Source organism: Devosia sp. 67-54 (genome assembly GCF_001899075.1).
Taxonomy (GTDB): Bacteria; Pseudomonadota; Alphaproteobacteria; order Rhizobiales; family Devosiaceae; genus Devosia_A.
The window spans coordinates 460,015-477,576 of sequence record NZ_MKVA01000011.1; the positions used below are offsets into that span (position 1 = coordinate 460,015).

Genomic DNA, 17,562 nt, shown 5'->3' on the forward strand with positions numbered 1-17,562 from the left:
AGCGGAAGCTTCAGCGTTCAAAGTCGAAGTCGCGACCGCGCGAGCGCGGCTTTTCTGTCGGAGCTGTCTTGTCGGGGGCTTTCTCCGTCGCCCGATCCTGGGCCTGATCCCGGACTCGATCCTGCGACAGCGGTGGCAGGCCCAGCAGGCTGCGTCCGATGGTGCGGGCCATGTTCATCAGCGTGGCGCGCTGCCCGCGCCGCATGTCATCGATGCGCTCCTGCAACGCGCGGCGCTCGTCGCGCTGGGCGCGGTACACGCCCTCGCGCTGATCGCGGTCGCGCAATACGCCTTCGAGCGCTTCACGCTCATTGATCCGGCGGATGTTCGCAGCACGACCGATGACAAAATCCAGCAGGCCGCGAATGCCGGTGCGGATACGCTTCTGGCGTTCGCTGTTTTCGCGGTTGCGGCGCTCTTCCTGAAGTTGCGCGAGTTTGTCTCGCTCGACCTTCTGCGCGGCGATCATCGCGCGGTGCTCTTCCAGCAGAGGACGCTGACGCTCGCGCAGTTCCTGTCGGGCATCGACGAGGAACTGATGGACGTGGCGAGCCACTTTCTGGCGAAGCTCAAGCCGGGTGTCGTCAACCGACTTGAACTGCTCGGGCGAGCCGAGACGTTCCGCGACGGCCTTGGCCGTGACGCCCGCCATGCGCGACACGGCATAAATCTCGCCATGCAGATCGACGGCGACAAATGCGCGCCGGTCCCCCTTGGCGAGGAAGTACCCGCGCTCTTCCAGCGCTGCGCGGAACCCCGCGCCACTGTCCGAGTGCGTCCACGCATCCCGAAAAATCTGCTTGATCTCGCGTGGATCGAGATCGAGCCGCTTTCCCTGCTGCCATTCCGCCAGCGTGAAGTTGAGGGGATTGGCCCAGCCGTTCTCCCGGTGCCCGTTCGGCAGTTCCCAGCCATTTTCGAGGTAGAGTTCCTTGGACAGGCCGTTCAGCCGGTCCTTGAAGAACGGCAGGTTGATCGCCTTCATCTGGTCGGCGTCGATCCGCGACCAGACAGCATGCGCATGCCGACGCCCTTCTTTCTCATGAACGACGAGCGCGAAGGGCTGGTTTTCGAGACCGATGGCCTTTCCGGCGCGCTCGGCAGCATCGCGCAGCGCTTCGATATCGACCTCGGCGTCCTTGGGCGGATTGATGCTCAGGGAAAATAGGAACTGCTTGCAGCGCGTCCCTTTCGACACCGCATGCGCCTCATCCAGCGCGCCAGCGAGATCGGACGCGGCGAAGCCACGCACGTCCTCCAGGACGACGTGATCGTTGTCGATAGTGTTCATCAGGTGCGCGGCCAGTTGGGCCGCGCCACCACGCTGAGACCCTTTGAGGATCATGGCTGATGCTCCACTACCCGTGGTCTGATCTGGCCCGAGGCCGCAAGGTTGAAGGCCTCGGTCGTGTTTTTGGGCCTGGGCAACGGCGCAGGGCGACGCTTGCCCAGAGCTTCGAGCAACAGCACGCGGATTTCAGCAATGTCCGCGCAGGCCTGTACGAGCTGGCCTTCGACCAGATCGGTGACATACAGGCTCCCGGTCTTCGCTGCCGCCGCCAGCTCGTTCATGCTGGGTCCAAGCTCGCTTTCGCCGAGCTTGGCGAGGATTTGGGCGAGGAGCCGTTCCTTGCTCCCGACGCGACGAGACGTGACACCAAATCCAAGACCGGGCGCAGGGCCGGTTCCGCCGAACAGCTCGTTCTTGATGAAAGAGGACAGCGACTGGCTGCCCGCCTTCTTTTCAAGAAGGGCGCGTTCGGCGAAGGTCAGGCGCAGCGAAAGCGGCGGCTGGCGGCGCGGGATCAGGGCATCGGACATTTGACACCCCTGCCGGTCGGCTGAGGAATATCGTCCTGTGCGGGAATCCCGCCAAGCCGCTCAATTTCCTCATTCCATTCGGCTAAGGTGTCGAATACGGAGTTCGAAGGGTATCCTTCACTCTCCGCCATTCCTTGATAGCCGTGTATTTTCAATGAGTTAAGCTCCCGGAGAATTTTCGGGACTTGTGCACATGCATGATGCATGTGTCGTTCCGCTCCGGCCTCGGACACGAGCCGGGAGCGATCAATGGCGGCCAAGTGCGCCTATGTGGAAAAGGTCGGCGCAGTCTATTATGTGCGAAAGCGCTTGCCGCGGGCCTGGCAGGGGCGCGTCGCCGGCACGGTGTTGCGTCTGTCGCTGGGCACCAGGGATCGCGCCAGCCGGAAGTGGCCACGCGCGGATGAACCTCCCCAGCTCCTGCATGTCCTGATGTGTGGCAGTCGCCAACACATCCCGTCCCGGCAGGTCGATCAGGACCACGTTGTAGCCAGTGATCTTGCCAGGCAGGGTCTCCAGAATGTCCCTGGGCGCGCACTCGACCACAGTCGGGTTGTCTAGGTTCTCCGGTCGCTTTGAGCGGAGCCGCCGATCGCTGTATCGCAGCTCGGATGGCGTGCGTCGTCGTGGCGCTGCCGTGAAGGACCTGTCCCATAACGGTCTCTGCAGCGTCGCAGCGGCCGCACAGCTCAAGGGTCGACCGTTTCGCGCCAGCCGCAGGCGGGACAGCAGGTCTCCATACTCCCTTGATCGCTGACATATCGGCTCAGGTGGTACGCATTGCAGTTGGGGCACTGGTCGAGGCCCGATGCTGTGGTGATCGGTTCATACCCGGCAAGATCGACGAGCAGCTCAAGCGTGAGGATGGCAATCCGCACATCGCGGCGGCGCGGCACGGCGTCTCGCTCCAGGGCCAGCACAAGCGCGACCATCTCGCTCAAGGTTGCCCGCAGGAATGTGCTTGCGGGCGGCTGCGCTGTGGCAGGGTCGAGCAGTGGAGCGCGAAGGGCTTCGATGCCGCGCCGGAGGGCGGGCAGGACGCGCAACTGGTCATCGCGGCTGCTGCGCGTGAAGTGATCCAGGGCCTGGCTCAGATGTCTGCGGGCATCAGCGAGTTGGCCGAGCCGTCGATCCGCAGCGGCTTCCGGAACAGCGGTCATCTGCGCCCCGGCGCCGCGCGTGGCTGGCTGGGGGCCGCCAGCGCCGACGGCGCGGTCGTGCCGCCGATGGCGCGATAGAGGGTGGATTCGTTGACCAGTTGGGCCAGCCGATTGCTCGTCAGCGCCGTTTCCGCTGCCCGGCGTCGCTCTTGCGCATCGAGCCAGACGCGAAGCGCGACCGCGCCTGCCTTGTAGCGGGCTTCGGTCAGGTGCTCGACCTCCTTGGCGGCGGCCAATATGGCGGCAAGACGCCTGGCCTTGGCGGCCAGCTCCACTCTTGCTCCAAGGGCGTTGGCAACATCGGTGAGGGCATTGAGCAGCGCGCTGCGGAACGCCACCACGGCCTCTTGGTATTGTGCCTGCGACACGCGCACGGTGAGGTTCATATCCTTGAAGTTCAGGAATGGCAGCACCAGCCCCGTCCCCAGTGAGCCGACCGGGTTGCTGAGGAAGCTGAGCAGGGCATTGCTGCTGCCGAGGCTGCCGGTCAACGACAGTGTCGGGTAGAAGCTGGCGCGGGTGGCGTCGACACCGCGGAGGCTGCCGCGCAGCCGCAGCTCGGCCGCCTGCAGATCAGGCCGCCGCGCCAGAAGGCTTGCCGGTACACCGGCCCGGATCGCCGGAATCGCGCGGCTGGGAAGCGCTTGCGGTTCGGGAACCGGGCTTGGAGCGCCGTTGAGCAGCACACCAAGTGTATTGCGCAGGACCAGTCGCGATTGGCGCAGTTCGTCCAGAGCAATTGCCTGCGTCTCTACGGTCTGCTCGACCTCCCTGAGCTCGAGGTCGGACGCCGCGCCGGCGGACTGCTGGCTGACGATGAGCGCCTGGGCTTGCCGCGCGTAGCTAAGGCTTTGCTCGCCGGAGGCGATCAGCTGGTTGGTGTGGGCGAGACGCCAGTAGGTTTCGATCGTCGTGCTGATGACCGCCAGACGCGCTGCGGCGAGATCCTGCTCGGTTGCAAGCGCCTCGAACGCTGCCGCGTCGCGCTGCGCCGCAAGCCTGCCCCACAGATCGACCTCGTAGGCGACAGTGGTCGAAAACGAGGCGTTGCCGTTGGTGGCGGTGATGTCGTCGAGCGGCACAGATACACCGGTCGAGGCATTGCCACTGAGCTTGGGGACTGTGCCGTTCGCCGCAAGGCCGTATTGCAGTCGCGTCCGCTGCACACGCAAAGCCGCGGCCGCCAGGTCGTTATTTTGGTTCAGCACCACTGTCAGCAGCCGGTTGAGCTGCGCGTCGCCAAAGACACGCCACCAGCCATCGGCCGCGATACCCTTGGCATCGGCCTGGCTGGACCAGGTCGAACCGTGAGGCATTGGCGGCCGCACATACGGTGTGACCAGGGTGCTGCAGCCCGACAGGAGCACAGCAGCAAACATCGCAGCAAGTCTCGGCGTGACGCTCACATTCATTCTCTCGATAAGGCATCGACCGGATTGAGCCGTGCCGCGTTGCGGGCGGGAAGAAAGCCAAAGCTGAGCCCGATCAGGATTGCCGTGGCGCAGGCGACGACGATTGATGCCGGGGAAAAGATCATCGGGAAGGAGCTGTCGGCGGTGCCGAACACCCAGCCGACGGCGAGCGCCAGAACGACGCCGATTGCGGCACCGGCGATGCAGACCGTGACGGCCTCGATCAGAAACTGCAGCATGATGTCGGCGCGCCGCGCTCCCACCGCTACGCGCAGGCCGATCTCCTTGGTGCGCTCGGTCACCGAGACCAGCATGATGTTCATCACGCCGATGCCACCAACGAGCAGAGCAATGGCGGCGACCGCAGAAATGAGCAGCGACATGCTGCGTGCCGTCTGCTGCATGGCCTTGCGCAGCTGGTCGCTGTTGAAAATGTAGAAGTCCTTGCTGCCATGACGAAAGGTCAGCAGCTTGACCATCGCCGCTTCGGCCGTGCGCGTATCGACCGCATCGGTGACCCGGATGGTGAGGGCCTGAAGCGCGCGTGTGCCGACGATTCGCTCCTGCACGGTGGTGTACGGCAGGTAGACCTGCAGGCCCGCGCCGCTGCCGCCTCGCGGCGCTTCGACACCCACGACCACGACCGGTACGCCCTGCACCATGATCGTCTGTCCGATCGGCTCGTCGCGATCGCCGAACAGGCGTCGCCGCAGATTGTCGTCGATGACGGCCAGTTGCAGGCCCTGTGCCACGGCGGGGGCCTCAAAGGCGGCTCCGGTGGACAGTCTGCGGCCGTTGACGCGGAAGTAGCTCTCGCTTACGCCTGCAATAGTGGCGTTCACCGAAAGATTTCTGAAGCGCACGCGGCCGCTCGACGAGACTTCTGCCGTGACGCTGTCGACGTAGGGCTGGCGGGCGAGTGCCTCTCCGTCTGTTGGGACGAGCGTGGTGATCTGCGCGGCATCTTCGTCGCCCCAGTCCTTGCCCGGGTAGGCAGTGATCGTGCTGGCCCCTAGTTCGCTGATCTGCCTCAGGACACGCTGCTGCGACCCCTCACCGAGTGCGACCACGGCGACGACAGCGGCGATGCCGATGACGATCCCCAGCATGGTCAGGACCGTCCGTGCGCGATGTGCCGTCATCGCCCGGAGCGCCATCGGAAACGCTTCGCTCAGACGCCGGCGATAGCCCTGCCAGAGTCCGACCGACTTGGGGTCCTGAAGCGCGAGTCCCTTCGGCACGCCGGCGTCCGGCCGGCGGCAGTCGGCGACAAGATGTCCGTCCTTCATCTCGATGATGCGGTCGGCATGTTGCGCCACCGTCATGTCGTGGGTGACGAGGATGACTGTGTGCCCAGCGACGTGCAATTCCTTCAGGATGGCCATGACCGCTTCGCCGCTGCGGCTGTCGAGCGCGCCGGTCGGCTCGTCTGCGAGGATGATTTCGCCGCCGTTCATCAGCGCACGCGCGATGGAGACGCGCTGTTGCTGGCCGCCCGAGAGCTGGTTGGGCCGGTGGCCCGCGCGATCACCGAGGCCGAGACGAGACAAGAGCTCGCCAGCCCGCTTGCGGCGTGCCCGCTTGTCGATCCCGGCATAGATGGACGGAACTTCGACATTGCCTGCCGCCGTGAGATCGCTCAACAGGTGATAGCGCTGGAAGATGAAGCCGAAATGTTCCCGCCGCAGCCGCGCCAGTGCGTCCGTGGACAACCCCGACGTCTCTTCGCCGCCGATCCGGTAGCTGCCCGAGCTCGGTTGGTCCAGGCAGCCGAGGATGTTCATCAGCGTCGACTTGCCCGATCCGCTAGCGCCAACGATGGCAACCATCTCGCCCGCTTCGATGCTGAGGCTGACGCCACCGAGCGCCGTCACGGTTTCGTCGCCCGCCTGATAGACGCGTGTCACATTGACGATTTCGATGAGATCAGCCAAATGCCGCCTCGTCGACCGGAGCTGCATCCTGGCCGCGGGCTACGACGATCTGCTCGCCGTCGGCCAGACCGTCGAGCACCTGCGCCATCGTGCCGTCGGTAAGCCCGATCTCGACTAGCCGATCCTCGGAGATGCCATCGGTGGTATGGACCTGCACGTGATAGCGCCCATCGCTCTCCCGCGCGCCGAGTGCCTCCACGGGAACGAGTGACACGTTCTGCGCAGCGGCCAGTACGATATGGACCTGGGCCGTCATCATTGGCCGCAGCCGGTTGTCCGCGTTGGACACCTCGAATATGCCGTTGTAGTAGACCGCCGTTCCTACGGGGTTGGAAGCGCTCTGCGCATCTGAGACAACCGAGGCCGGCGCCGGCTCGATCTCGCTGAGCGCGGCTTCGTGGCGTGTCTGGCGATCTCCCAGCACCGTGAACCAGACTTTCTGGCCGGTGGCGACGCGGCTGATATCGGCCTCCGAAATCTGCACCTTCACCGCCATGGTCGCGAGTTGCGCCAGAACGACGATGACGGGTGCGGACTGGCTCGAATTGAGAGTCTGCCCCTGCTTGGTCACGACAGAGATCACCGTGCCGTCGATGGGAGCGACGATGCGGGTGTATCCGAGATTGGCCTTGGCGTTCTCGAGCTCGACGGCGGCCTGGGCGATCTGCGCATCGAGCGCGGCGACTTCCGCCTGGAGTGCCAGGAACCCTGCTTGGGCGGCTTCCAGGTCCGCCTGCGAGGTGGCCTTTTGCGCCAGCAGATCCTGCTGCCGCTGGTAGACCAGGTCGGCTTGCTGCAACTGCGCGCGCCGCGCCCGACGCTGGGCCTCGACGTTGGCGAGGGACGCCTCGGCGACGCGCAGGGCATTCCGTTGCGCGGTGTCGTCAATCTCGGCGATGAGATCGCCGGCCTTGACGCTCTGGCCGAGTCGCACGTGCAGACTCTTGATCTGGCCCGAAGCCTGGGCGCCGACGCTAAGCATGCGCGCGGGCTGCAGGATGCCGGCCGCGAGCACGTCCTGTTCGATGGCGCCCCGGTGCACCACTGCCGTTAGGACCGCGGATTCCGGGGGGCGCGCGAAATAGGCGGCCGCGGCACCGACGCCCGCGACCAGCACGACGCAGGACCCGGCGATGGCGACCGGCCTGATGAGCCTGCCAAGTCGTCCTGGCCTAGGGCGCGGCATGATGTTACCTCGATTGAATACGATCGTTCTGTCCGTTGACATGGACGGCGCAGAGAGAGCGGGGCTCGTCTACACAGCTTGGGGCTGTCCTCGGCACGCAGGGCCGGTGTCGTGGGGCGCCTGCGTCCAAGACCGCTCTCTCTGCAAGGGCAGCAATGACCTTCGTCCGGCCACAATCCGTGCATGGAACATGGAGGTTTGGTGGAGCGGGACCTGCGCCCATTTACCCGTTGCCGGCAGGTGCTATGTGTCCGGTCGGACACCGCTGTGGGACGCCATGTACAACGCCCTGATCCTGATCATCGAGGACGAGCCCGAGATCGCCGACATTCTGCGCGGCTACCTCGATCGGGAGGGGTTCCGCACCGTCTGCGCGGCCGACGGCAACACCGGTATCGCTCATCACCTGCGGCTCAAGCCCGACCTCGTACTGCTCGACGTAAAGCTGCCGGGACCGGATGGCTTCGACGTCCTTGCCGCTATCAGGCGCCAGGGCGAAACGCCGGTGATAATGGTCACTGCGCTGGGAGAAGACCTCGACAAGTTGCAGGCATTGCGCATCGGCGCCGACGACTACGTGGTCAAACCCTTCAATCCCCTCGAGGTGGTAGCGCGGACCAAGGCGGTGTTGCGCCGGACCAATGCGGCACTGGCCGACAAGGTCCTGCGGGTCGGCTCGCTCGTCGTCGACGCGACCGCTCACCAGGCCTATGTGACTTCAGCGACCGGCAACCTGGCGCTCGATCTGACCAGGACCGAGTTCCGTCTGCTCGAGCATATGGCGCACTTTCCGCGCCGCGCCTTCGAGCGCAGCGAACTCGTCGACGCCTGCCTGCCCGAGGGAGATGCCCTCGAGCGCACCGTCGACAGCCATATGAGCAATTTGCGCCGCAAGCTCGCTTCGGCAGGAGCGGGGGAGCTGCTGAGCGGCGTGCGCGGCGTCGGCTACCGCCTGGGAACCGTCAATGGCTAGAACAACGCTGCAGATACGGATCACTCTCGCCATGCTCGCCGTGGCGCTCGTCACCGGCGGAGCGGCTGCCTTTGGGCCGTATCTCTACTATACCTTACTGGACTGGCTGTATCCCAATCTGTGGGGAGACGATGCCTGGACGTTCGGCGACTATCTGGTGTTCGCTGCACCGATCGTTCTGGGGCTGGCGATCGCGGTCGCGCTGGGATGGCGCGTTGCGAAAGGTATCGCTCGGCCCGTCGAGGAGGTGGCCGAAGCGGCGCGCGCGATCGCCGCGGGGGATTTTCATGCACGCGCCGGACACGAGCGCCGTGGTTCCGGCGAGACCGAGAGCCTTGTCGCCGATTTCAATAGCATGGCCGATCGGCTCGAGCAGGCGGAGGCGGAGTTGCGATACTCCAACTCCGCCATCGCGCACGAACTCAGAACGCCGCTGACGATCCTGCGTGGCCGTCTGCAGGGGTTGGCCGACGGCGTCTTTCAGGCCGATTCCCAGCTTTATGGCAGGTTGACCCAGCACGTGGAGGATCTGTCTCGTCTGGTCGAAGACCTGCGGACGCTCGGCCTGTTCTCGGCGGGCCAGATCGAGCTTCGCCTCGAAGTCATCGATCTGGCTGAGGAGGCGGCGAAGGTCGTCGAGATGATGGAACCGGACCTTGCAGTGGCGGGCGTCGAGGTGCATGCCCATTTCGTACCTGCCTACGTGCGGGGGGATGGTGCGAGACTTCGGCAGGCGCTGCTCGCCCTGCTCGACAACGCTCGTCGCTACGCAGGAGCGGGTATTCTCACTGTCGGAACCAGGGTCGAAACTGCGCAGGTCGTACTTTATTGCACGGACTTCGGTCCCGGGCTCCCCAAAGGTGCGGAGAGCAGGGTCTTCGATCGCTTCTGGAGGGGCGACGAGTCTCGCTCGCGCGCCAGCGGTGGATCTGGCCTGGGCCTCGCGGTCGTGCGAGCGGTAGCGCGGGCGCACCAGGGCGACGCGCTCGCCTATTCGCGCCCCGGCGCCGGAACGACCGTCGAAATTCGCCTGCCTCTAGCCGACCAGGCGGCAGTCGAGGCCCAGGCAGCGCAGGTGGGCCGCGGCTGATGCGAGGCCGCAGGCGGGGAGCGCCCCGCCGGACCATGGACGCTCCATAAACGCACGGATGCGCGGGAGCCGACCAGGAGGCCTTTCACAGCTCTCGACGAAACCTGCATCATTTCTGGATCGCCTCTGGCGTCTCACACGCTTGGAGTTATCGGGCGTTGCCGCGCTGTGTGCACTCCCGCCGTGACCGCGGAAAACTCCATGTGAGACAGATCGTTGAAAAGAAGACGCGTATGAGCAAGCTGCTCGAAGACTGTGCCGGTCGCCGCTGGAGCGGCCGGTGGGCGCCGGCTGCTGGCTGCGAGCCGCGCTCGGCATCAATGCGACCGCTGGGCGAAGGCAAGGCCCCAACGGCGCAGATTCATAGCGTGTGACATCGTGCGCATCATGGTTGTGCAGCAGGATCGCGAAGCGGCCGACTACATCCGCCACGGGCTGATGCAGGCCGGCCACGTGGTCGACAGCCTGCGCAACGGACTCGATGCTCTGGTTCACGGCACGTCGTCGAGTTTCGATCTCGTCATCGTGGACCGCGAGCTTCCGGATCTGGATGGCGTATCGCTGGTCAGGGGCTTGCGTGCTGCGGGGCTGTCGATCCCGGTGCTCTTCGTGGCGGCGGGCAACGTTCAGGATCGGGTGGAGGGTCTGCAGGCCGGCGGCGACGACTATCTCGTAAAGCCCTTTTCCTTCCTGGAGCTCCTGGCACGTGTAACGGCGCTCGGACGGCGCCCGCCACAACGCGTCGAACAGGTCGTGCTTCACATTGCCGACCTCGAGTTCGACATGTTGCGGCGGACCTGCCGTCGGGCCGAAACCAACATTCATCTGTTGCCGAGGGAGACCAGGTTGCTGGAATACATGATGCTCAACAAAGGGCGAGTGCTGCCACGAAGCCTGCTGCTTGAGCGGGTCTGGGACGCTCACTTCGATCCGCAAACCAGCGTGGTGGAAACGCATATCAGCCGGCTGCGGGCGAAGGTCGATCGTCCGTTTTCACATCAGCTGATTCATACAATCCGGCAGACGGGTTATGCGATCTACGAATAATGGCTTGCGCGGGCCGGACGGTCGGCGGAGTTGCGACCATTGTGCGCCAACAACGGTCGCCCTCCGAGCCAGCCGGCGACCGCTAATGGCCGTCGGCCGATCGGCGTACTACGCGGCGAGCAGCGTCACGACCGTACGAGAGCGGCGTACCTTCCGCGGCGGCCGAGCAGTTCGTCATGCGTACCGCGCTCGACAAGCCGCCCCCGATCGAGGACGACGATCTGGTCGGCATCGCGCACGGTAGAGATGCGATGGGCGATGGTGACGATCGTGCGCCCCCTCGACCGGGCGAGCGCCGCAACGATCGCCTCTTCGGTCTGCACGTCGAGCGCACTGGTGGCCTCGTCGAGGAGGAGAATGGCCGGATCGCGCAGCAGGACGCGGGCAAGAGCCAGCCGTTGTTTCTCCCCGCCCGACAGGCGGTACCCCCGCTCTCCGACCAGTGTGTCGTAGCCGGAGGGAAGCGTGGCGATGAGGCCGGCAATCTGAGCCGCCTCCGCCGCGACCCTGACGTCCGCGTCGCTCGCCTCGGGACGTCCAAAGCGAATGTTCTCTGCAATGGTCGTGTGCAATAGGAACGGCTCCTGCGGCACCACGCCTAAGATGCCTGCCAGTTGCTCTCCCGTCATGTCGCGCACGTCCATACCGTCCAGCTGGATGCTCCCGCTGTCGACGTCGTAGAGCCGCGCCAGCAGATAGCCCAGCGTGGTTTTCCCCGATCCAGTCGCGCCGACGATACCCAGGTGCGTTCCGGCCGGGATGTCGATCGAGACGTTGGTCAGCGCAGGGGGAACTGCCTTGTCGTAGGCGAAGCTTACATTGGCAATACGGATCGCGCCGGCCATGTGGCTTCGCTCGATAGTGGCAGGCCGTTTTGGCTCAAGGATATCGGGCTGTGTGTCGAAATACTCGAACACTCGTGTCATCAGCGCCCGGGCGGAGCGCAGCTGTTGACCGGACTCGAGCAACTCGACGAAAGGCCACAGAAGCTGCTCCTGCAGCGCGATCAGCGCCACGAGCGTTCCGATCGTGACCGGGTTCACCTGATGCATCAATGCGCCGCCGAGCATCAGCGTCGACGCCGGCAGGATTGCCGGCACGAAGAAGACCAGGGACCACAGCCAGTGTCCACGTGTCATGGCCTCGACCTCGAGTCGCGCGACGTCGCCGGACGTGGCCGCAAATCGCTCCGCCAATGCCTTCCGGCGGCCGCTCGTGCGAGCGAGGATGATGCCGGACACCGACAGAAACTCCATGGCCATCGACGACAGATCCGCCAGGCGCATCTGCCGTTGATAGGCGATCTTCTCCCGAAGGGCGGAGACGCGATGAGCGATCCAGGTCGTCGGCGGTATGGCCGCGAAAGACAACAGCGCCAACCGCCAGTCCAGCGCGAGCATGGCGATCGCGGTTGTTGCAAGCACCCCTATGCTGCGAATGAGGTCGGTTGCGGTGTTGGTCACGACGGCCTGCAGCCCCCCGATGTCGTTCGCGATGCGAGACTGGATCTCGCCGCTTCGATGGCTCGTGAAGAAAGACAGCGACAGCGACTGAAGATGACCGTAGAGGCGCGACCGAAGATCGTGCATGACGGCCTGACCGGTTCGTGCAGACAGTTCGATCTGAAACACGTGCAGTACACTCGCGACCGCGGCGACTGCAACCGAGCCGCCAGTGAGTACAGCGAGCAGCAGCATGTTTCGTTCGGGCAGCGCCTCGTCGATGATGGCTCGCAGCAGGAACGGAGAGGCGATCTCTATGACGGCACCGAGCGCCAGCAAGGACAGCAGCGCCACGACGACGGGCCAATGCGGTCGGAACAGTCTCAGTATGCGCCGCAGCGACACATGCTGAGCGACAAGGTCCTCATAGGAATGATCGTCTGACAACGTCTCACCTCGATGATCCGGGCCGAGGGATCATCGCGATCCTGCTGGCGGGCCGTGGCCGCTGTCCATGTCGTCGGTCCAGCCATGGTCGGTGGATGCACCATGGAGGTTGTGTGGAGGGAGTCGGCGCCGGCCGTTGCCGCTTGGAATCGCTCGAGCGATATGCCCGATTGCACGTCGGATTCAGAGGAAGAGGGCTTCGGCGATGTAGGAGCCTTCGCGCGGCGCGGGGGGGATGAAGAAAATGGCCGAGCCGATATGCGCGATGTATTCGTTTAGAGCGTCGGCTGCGCCGAGCCTGGCCTGCAAGGTCTCGAAATGCGCCGGATCGTTCTGGTAGCTGATGAACAGCAGGCCGGCATCGAGCTGACCGACGTCGTCAATGCCATCGGTGTAGTTGTAGCCGCGGCGCAGGATGCGGACGCCGTTATTGTTCTCATGCGCGGCGAGGCGGATGTGCGCGGTGGCCGGGATGGCGAGTTCACCACCGTTGCGCAAGGCAAAATCCGGTGGATCGAGCTCGTCGCTGCCGCCGAGGGGGGCTCCTGACATCTTGTGCCGACCGAACACCGCGTTCTGGTGGCTGACGCGGTTGGTGTCCCAATTCTCGATGTGCATTCGGATCTTGCGCACAACCTGATAGGTGCCGCGCTGCTGCCAGGCGGGGCCACCGCTGGCCCATACGAAGCGGTCGAAATCGGCATCTTCCCTGATGTTGCGGGTGCCGTCCTTGAAGCCCATGAGGTTGCGCGGCGTCGCCTGGCCCTTGCCGGCCGAGGCGCGGCCGAAGCCCATCACCGTCCAGCGCGTCTTTGCGGCGCCCGTGTCCCGCGCGATGCGGGCGAGGTCTCGGATGGCGTGATAGGCGACCTGCGGATCGTCGGCGCAGGCCTGCAGCGACAGGTCGCCGCCACAGAGGTTTGGGCGCAGCGCGTCGCTGGGCAACGACGCGAGCTCACGCAGAAGCGGGGGACGGTGTGCGTCCAGCCCGAAGCTCTCCGTGAAAAGGCGCGGGCCGAGGCCCACCGTCACCGTCAGCGAGGCGGGCGCGAGATCGAGGGCTTCGCCCGTATCGAAGCCGACGGCGCTCGGGCGCGTCGGCTCGATCTGGCCGATCGGCTGCCCCTGCATCGCCTGGGCGATGGCGCCCGACCAGCGGGCGAGCAGCACCTGCAGTTCCGACTTGCCGGAGGTGGTGAGGTCGAACGTCATGAACAGCAGATGGCGCTGCGGCGGCGTGCGGATGCCCGCCTGCTCGCCCGAGCCGTAGAAGTCGTAGTGCCGGGCAAGGTCGACGATATCGCCCGTGTCGCCGTCCTGGGCCAGGGCGGCGGTGGAGGAAGCGGCGGCGCCGACAGCCGCTCCGACGCTTCCGGCCGCGGCGCCCAGCAGCAGGCGGCGGCGGGTGACGTTACTGGTCATCGATTATCCCGCGGTGGCGACCTTCTCGGCGATTTGCGACAGCGGCTCCTGCAGGGCCTGTACAGCCTTGCTCAGCGTTGCCGCGTCCGATGCCTTCAGCGCATCGGTATAGAGCTTGTAACCGCCCGGCACAGTCGCGTCGCGATATCCGTCGAGCATCGTCTTCACATTGGCGAACTGGGTATCGACCTGTTTGGCGAGGTCTGGGTCGATCTTTTTGAGCCCCGGCTCGAGGAAGGCAAAGGCCTGCTGCGCGCCTTCGACATTGCCGGCGAAGGTGCCGAGGTCGTAGTGGCTGAACGCCTCTTCCTCGCCGGTTATCTTGTTGCTCTGAACCTCTTCCAGCAGGTCGGCGGCGCCGTTGGCTAGATCCTCGGGCTTGTAGACCAGGGTCTTCACCAGCGTGTCGAGCTTTTCGACATTGTCGGCAAGCTCGGCCACAAGCTTTTTGGTGTCGTCGGTGATCTGGCCATTCTGGAACAGGTCGCGCTCGATGGCGTGGAAGCCGTGCCAGCCCACCGCGGGGTTGAGGTTCGATTCGCGCATGTCGATCAGATAGTCGAGATTGCCGGCATTGTCGGTGGCGGCAAAGCCGGGAAGCACGAAGCCGTCGACGTCGGACTCGATGCGCTCGTAGAACGGACGGGCCAGCGGGTAGTCGGTCCTGGCCTTGGCGAGATCGCCGGCATCGATGTCAGCCTTCAGTATATTGACGGCGTCGACCATGGCGTCGACCACGCCGTTCACATAGTTCGCATAGCCCTTGGTGCCTTCGGCCAGGATATCAGCCGTGGTGCCGCTGGGTGCCGGGGCCGCCTCGCCGGTCACGGTGAAATTCTGCATCTCCTGCTGCGCGCCGGGGCAGTAAATCTGGTAGGTGCCGCCGCCGAGCGTCACAGTGAAGCTGACGCCGGGCAGGCCCGGCGCGAGGTTCTCCTTTTCGCCGAAGATGCGGTTGTTGCTGAGCAGTTCGACTTCGGTGATCGCCGTCGCCGTCTTGTTGGTGACGGTGAAGGTCACGGGGCCGGCCTGCGCCGTCGCGTAATCGAGCACGCAGGTGCCGCCATTGTCGCCGTTGAGCGTGATAGCGACCTGCGCGGCGCCGTTGCTCATCGGGGCGGCAGAGCCGTCCTGCGCAAGGGCGGCTGACGCGGCGGTGGCAAGCAGCGCGATCGTGCCGCCGACAAGGGCGAGACCACGGGCTGGGTCAATGGACATGAGGGACTCCTTTGGTGGCAAGGTCTTCGGCGCCGACGCCGGCTTGAGGAAGTGACGGTGTTGCTATCGGTCGGCCGCGCTCGCGGCGCAGCGAGAAGGCTGCCAGCGCGGCGGCGGCGATGACGAGCAGGAGCGGCAATTGCCGCGCCCAGAACTGCTGTTCGACCCGTGCGGCGTCATAGGCTCGCAGCATGGCGGCCACCTGCGCGCGGTAGTCGTCGGAGACCTGCCAGCTACTTGCAAGCGCTTGCGGTCCGGCGGCATCGGCAATGGTCACGGCCCGTGGGGTTTGCAGGCCGCCTCCCGAAAGCGTGACGACGATGGTGCTGTGCTCATCGGCATCGATCAGCCCGCCTTCGGCCGTCCATACCTCCGTCGAACGGGAGGCCGACCAGGACGCGTCGAACGGTCCTGGATTGCGGTTGCGATTGATGCCCACCGGGAGGCGGCCGCCAGCGAGTTGCACGATCTGGTCGAGGCTGAGCGTGGTGTCGGCGCGGGCGATCGTGCCCTTCGAGGTCACGGTCCATGCCAGCGCAGGCACGCCGCCGTGCTGGGCGCTGCGGGCCGTCGCCATATCGAGCGGCACGGTTCGTGCGGGGGCGCCGGAGAGTGCGATGGTCAGCTCCGCCGCAATGCCCAGCGTTGCTGTGCCCGCAGGTTGGCCGGCCGCAACCAATGGCGCCGCAGTCGGAAACTGAAGCTGCGGGGTTGGATAGAACGTCGCGATAGCGATAGCGGCGAGAACGAGCGCTGCCGAACCGCCAAGGCGCAGCCGGGCTGCCGCGACAGCCGACGGCCGCATCGCCGGTGGCCAGTAGACATAGATCGAAACCGGAACCAGATAGGCCAGCCAGCCGAGCACCTCGATCAGCCGCGGATCGGCGGGAATGCCCAGCACTCCGGTGATCAGTGCCGACGGCACGGTGCCGGGCGCAACCAGCCAGCCCAGATTGACCGTCGCCTGCTGGCCGGCATCGAGCCAGCCGGCCTCGTGCGCCGTGCGCAGCGAGGAGATCACCAGTCCGGCCGCGACCAAGATGAGGAACGCTCCCGTGACGCGGAAGAAGCGCGCGAGGTTGATGCGCACGCCGCCGGCATAGATGCCCCAGCCGATCGCCACGGCGAGCAGCAGGCCGATGACGGCGCCGGCGGCGGCGACGATCGCCGATTGCGCGGCCGAAAACGTCGCCAGCAGGAACACGCTGGTCTCGAACCCTTCCTTGAGCACGGCAAGAAACGCCATGCTGGCAAGGGCGTAGGCGCCGGCATGGCTCAGCGCCACGGCCGCTTCGGCCTCGAGCTCCCGCTTCATCTGGCGGGCGTGCTGGTTCATCCACACGATCATGCCGGTGACGAACACGATCGCGATGGCGCCGATGACGGATTCCATGCCCTCCTGCGCCGCCTGCGGCAGGGCCTGCTCGATCAGGCTGAGGGCGACGCCGACCATGACCGACAGCAGCACCGCCAGCACGATTCCGATCCACATGGCCGTGAGACCATGGCCGTTCTTGCGCAGGAAGGCGGCGATGATCCCGACGATCAGCGACGCCTCGAGGCCCTCGCGCAAACCGATGACGAGCGTCGCTAGCATCGGGCGCCCATGCCTTCGCCGGTGCGGGGCTCATGGTTTCGGAAATGTTCGGATGAGCGGAGCATATATCACATCAGCACGCGGCGTAGCGGCTTCGCGCCCGCTTAGTTCGAATGAACTGCTCTTAGTCCAAATCCAAATTGAGCTGCAATGACAATGATTTAGAGAGATTCTAAAGTTGCGGGCCGCAGCCGCGCGTAAACCTGGTTACAACGGTCAGGTTTACGCTTGTTTTTCAAGGCGTTCCCCGATGGGGATTGGTTCAGGGAGCGGTCCGACGCAATGACAACGCGTCACGGATTTGTGTTCCCGAACCTGCGCTTGGCAGCGATGACTTCGTGAGCGGCGTCGTCCGGAAGGGGCCGGCGGGGCTGGTAATCTCACTGGCGTGCTGCCCCTCCAGGCGCGAACAGCCGCATGATCTCCTCAGCCACCAATTCGGGTTCGCTCAACAGCACGGCGTGACCCGAACGTGCGGCGATCACATGCCGACCTTGCGGCGATTGCGCCGCCCGATATTCATGCGCCGCTGTTGTGGCGTGGCGGAGGTGCGTTGCCATGCCAGCATCCGCGCGTCCGCCCGAAATGAGCGTGACAGGTATGTTTGGCAGAGTCGGCGAGCATCCACGAAACCGAATTTCCGTCTCGTCTTGTCCGCCGAAGTCACCGTGGTAGCTTTGCCGAGAGCAGGGATAAGGGGCTCGATGCTTTTCGTACCTCGGTTGCCGCGGTCTCGCCTATGCCGTCCGAGCGCATGGCGGAGGTGTGCTCCGGGGACGACGTGCACCTGCTGAGCGTCCGCATCGACCGGCT

15 protein-coding genes are annotated in these 17,562 nt (G+C 65.3%); 4 read left to right on the forward strand and 11 right to left on the reverse strand.

From position 1 onward, the window contains the following. Nucleotides 1-10 precede the first annotated feature (10 nt). Nucleotides 11-1,345, reverse strand: coding sequence for a relaxase/mobilization nuclease domain-containing protein (locus tag BGO82_RS19150; RefSeq protein WP_291307224.1), 1,335 nt, complete (start codon nucleotides 1,343-1,345; stop codon nucleotides 11-13). After that, nucleotides 1,342-1,821, reverse strand: coding sequence for a hypothetical protein (locus BGO82_RS19155; RefSeq protein ID WP_291307225.1), 480 nt, complete (start codon nucleotides 1,819-1,821; stop codon nucleotides 1,342-1,344). Before BGO82_RS19155 ends, BGO82_RS19150 begins: the two co-directional genes overlap by 4 nt. Before the next feature lie 249 nt (nucleotides 1,822-2,070). Between BGO82_RS19155 and BGO82_RS21100 the strand changes: the two genes are divergently transcribed. After that, nucleotides 2,071-2,382 carry a DUF6538 domain-containing protein gene (locus BGO82_RS21100; protein ID WP_366246979.1) on the forward strand — a complete coding sequence of 104 codons (312 nt, stop codon included), beginning with the start codon at nucleotides 2,071-2,073 and terminating at the stop codon, nucleotides 2,380-2,382. A 128-nt stretch (nucleotides 2,383-2,510) separates the two neighbouring features. Here BGO82_RS21100 and BGO82_RS19160 read toward each other — a convergent pair whose 3' ends face one another. Genes BGO82_RS19160 through BGO82_RS19175 form a run of 4 tightly spaced genes read right to left on the reverse strand, consistent with a single transcriptional unit; the run spans nucleotide 2,511 to nucleotide 7,444 of the window. Further along, nucleotides 2,511-2,981 (reverse strand): hypothetical protein, encoded by a 471-nt coding sequence (locus BGO82_RS19160; RefSeq protein ID WP_291307226.1) that lies wholly within the window; start codon nucleotides 2,979-2,981, stop codon nucleotides 2,511-2,513. Further along, nucleotides 2,978-4,393, reverse strand: coding sequence for an efflux transporter outer membrane subunit (locus tag BGO82_RS19165; RefSeq protein ID WP_291307227.1), 1,416 nt, complete (start codon nucleotides 4,391-4,393; stop codon nucleotides 2,978-2,980). Before BGO82_RS19165 ends, BGO82_RS19160 begins: the two co-directional genes overlap by 4 nt. After that, nucleotides 4,390-6,327 carry a MacB family efflux pump subunit gene (locus BGO82_RS19170; RefSeq protein ID WP_291307228.1) on the reverse strand — a complete coding sequence of 646 codons (1,938 nt, stop codon included), beginning with the start codon at nucleotides 6,325-6,327 and terminating at the stop codon, nucleotides 4,390-4,392. Before BGO82_RS19170 ends, BGO82_RS19165 begins: the two co-directional genes overlap by 4 nt. Beyond that, on the reverse strand, nucleotides 6,320-7,444 hold the full coding sequence (locus BGO82_RS19175; RefSeq protein ID WP_291307229.1) for an efflux RND transporter periplasmic adaptor subunit: 1,125 nt from the start codon (nucleotides 7,442-7,444) through the stop codon (nucleotides 6,320-6,322). Before BGO82_RS19175 ends, BGO82_RS19170 begins: the two co-directional genes overlap by 8 nt. Nucleotides 7,445-7,790: 346 nt before the next feature. On the opposite strand from BGO82_RS19175, the gene BGO82_RS19180 reads away from it, so the two are divergent. From BGO82_RS19180 to BGO82_RS19190, 3 genes are all read left to right on the forward strand, one after another. Next, on the forward strand, nucleotides 7,791-8,486 hold the full coding sequence (locus tag BGO82_RS19180; protein WP_291307230.1) for a response regulator: 696 nt from the start codon (nucleotides 7,791-7,793) through the stop codon (nucleotides 8,484-8,486). Continuing rightward, nucleotides 8,479-9,576 (forward strand): HAMP domain-containing sensor histidine kinase, encoded by a 1,098-nt coding sequence (locus BGO82_RS19185; RefSeq protein ID WP_291307231.1) that lies wholly within the window; start codon nucleotides 8,479-8,481, stop codon nucleotides 9,574-9,576. The genes BGO82_RS19180 and BGO82_RS19185 overlap by 8 nt, the downstream gene beginning before the upstream one ends. A gap of 378 nt (nucleotides 9,577-9,954) precedes the next feature. After that, nucleotides 9,955-10,623 (forward strand): response regulator transcription factor, encoded by a 669-nt coding sequence (locus tag BGO82_RS19190; RefSeq protein ID WP_291307232.1) that lies wholly within the window; start codon nucleotides 9,955-9,957, stop codon nucleotides 10,621-10,623. 125 nt (nucleotides 10,624-10,748) lie between these two features. Here BGO82_RS19190 and BGO82_RS19195 read toward each other — a convergent pair whose 3' ends face one another. The 5 genes from BGO82_RS19195 to BGO82_RS19215 all read right to left on the reverse strand — a co-directional run bounded on the left by BGO82_RS19195 (nucleotide 10,749) and on the right by BGO82_RS19215 (nucleotide 17,309). Continuing rightward, nucleotides 10,749-12,419 carry an ABC transporter ATP-binding protein gene (locus tag BGO82_RS19195; protein ID WP_291307233.1) on the reverse strand — a complete coding sequence of 557 codons (1,671 nt, stop codon included), beginning with the start codon at nucleotides 12,417-12,419 and terminating at the stop codon, nucleotides 10,749-10,751. Nucleotides 12,420-12,695: 276 nt separating this feature from the next. Next, complete coding sequence (gene efeB / locus BGO82_RS19200; protein WP_291307234.1) at nucleotides 12,696-13,934, reverse strand: iron uptake transporter deferrochelatase/peroxidase subunit; 1,239 nt, start codon at nucleotides 13,932-13,934, stop codon at nucleotides 12,696-12,698. Nucleotides 13,935-13,937: 3 nt separating this feature from the next. Further along, the gene (efeO, locus tag BGO82_RS19205) at nucleotides 13,938-15,152 is read right to left on the reverse strand and encodes an iron uptake system protein EfeO (RefSeq protein WP_291307235.1); all 1,215 of its coding nucleotides are present in this window, start codon (nucleotides 15,150-15,152) and stop codon (nucleotides 13,938-13,940) included. Next, a complete protein-coding gene (gene efeU / locus BGO82_RS19210; RefSeq protein ID WP_291307236.1) occupies nucleotides 15,142-16,749 on the reverse strand; it encodes an iron uptake transporter permease EfeU in 1,608 nt (535 codons plus the stop codon). The genes efeO and efeU overlap by 11 nt, the downstream gene beginning before the upstream one ends. Before the next feature lie 380 nt (nucleotides 16,750-17,129). Beyond that, a complete protein-coding gene (locus BGO82_RS19215) occupies nucleotides 17,130-17,309 on the reverse strand; it encodes a hypothetical protein (protein ID WP_291307237.1) in 180 nt (59 codons plus the stop codon). Nucleotides 17,310-17,562 lie beyond the last annotated feature (253 nt).

What these genes read in the sequence shown, in the direction of transcription:
- BGO82_RS19185 (WP_291307231.1), top strand. Translation starts at nt 8,479, where the DNA reads ATGGCTAGAACAACGCTGCAGATACGGATCACTCTCGCCATGCTCGCC.
- BGO82_RS19180 (WP_291307230.1), top strand. Translation starts at nt 7,791, where the DNA reads ATGTACAACGCCCTGATCCTGATCATCGAGGACGAGCCCGAGATCGCC.
- BGO82_RS19215 (WP_291307237.1), bottom strand. Translation starts at nt 17,309, where the DNA reads ATGGCAACGCACCTCCGCCACGCCACAACAGCGGCGCATGAATATCGG.
- efeO (WP_291307235.1), bottom strand. Translation starts at nt 15,152, where the DNA reads ATGTCCATTGACCCAGCCCGTGGTCTCGCCCTTGTCGGCGGCACGATC.
- BGO82_RS19150 (WP_291307224.1), bottom strand. Translation starts at nt 1,345, where the DNA reads ATGATCCTCAAAGGGTCTCAGCGTGGTGGCGCGGCCCAACTGGCCGCG.
- BGO82_RS19160 (WP_291307226.1), bottom strand. Translation starts at nt 2,981, where the DNA reads ATGACCGCTGTTCCGGAAGCCGCTGCGGATCGACGGCTCGGCCAACTC.
- BGO82_RS19165 (WP_291307227.1), bottom strand. Translation starts at nt 4,393, where the DNA reads ATGAATGTGAGCGTCACGCCGAGACTTGCTGCGATGTTTGCTGCTGTG.
- BGO82_RS19155 (WP_291307225.1), bottom strand. Translation starts at nt 1,821, where the DNA reads ATGTCCGATGCCCTGATCCCGCGCCGCCAGCCGCCGCTTTCGCTGCGC.
- efeU (WP_291307236.1), bottom strand. Translation starts at nt 16,749, where the DNA reads ATGCTAGCGACGCTCGTCATCGGTTTGCGCGAGGGCCTCGAGGCGTCG.
- BGO82_RS21100 (WP_366246979.1), top strand. Translation starts at nt 2,071, where the DNA reads ATGGCGGCCAAGTGCGCCTATGTGGAAAAGGTCGGCGCAGTCTATTAT.
- efeB (WP_291307234.1), bottom strand. Translation starts at nt 13,934, where the DNA reads ATGACCAGTAACGTCACCCGCCGCCGCCTGCTGCTGGGCGCCGCGGCC.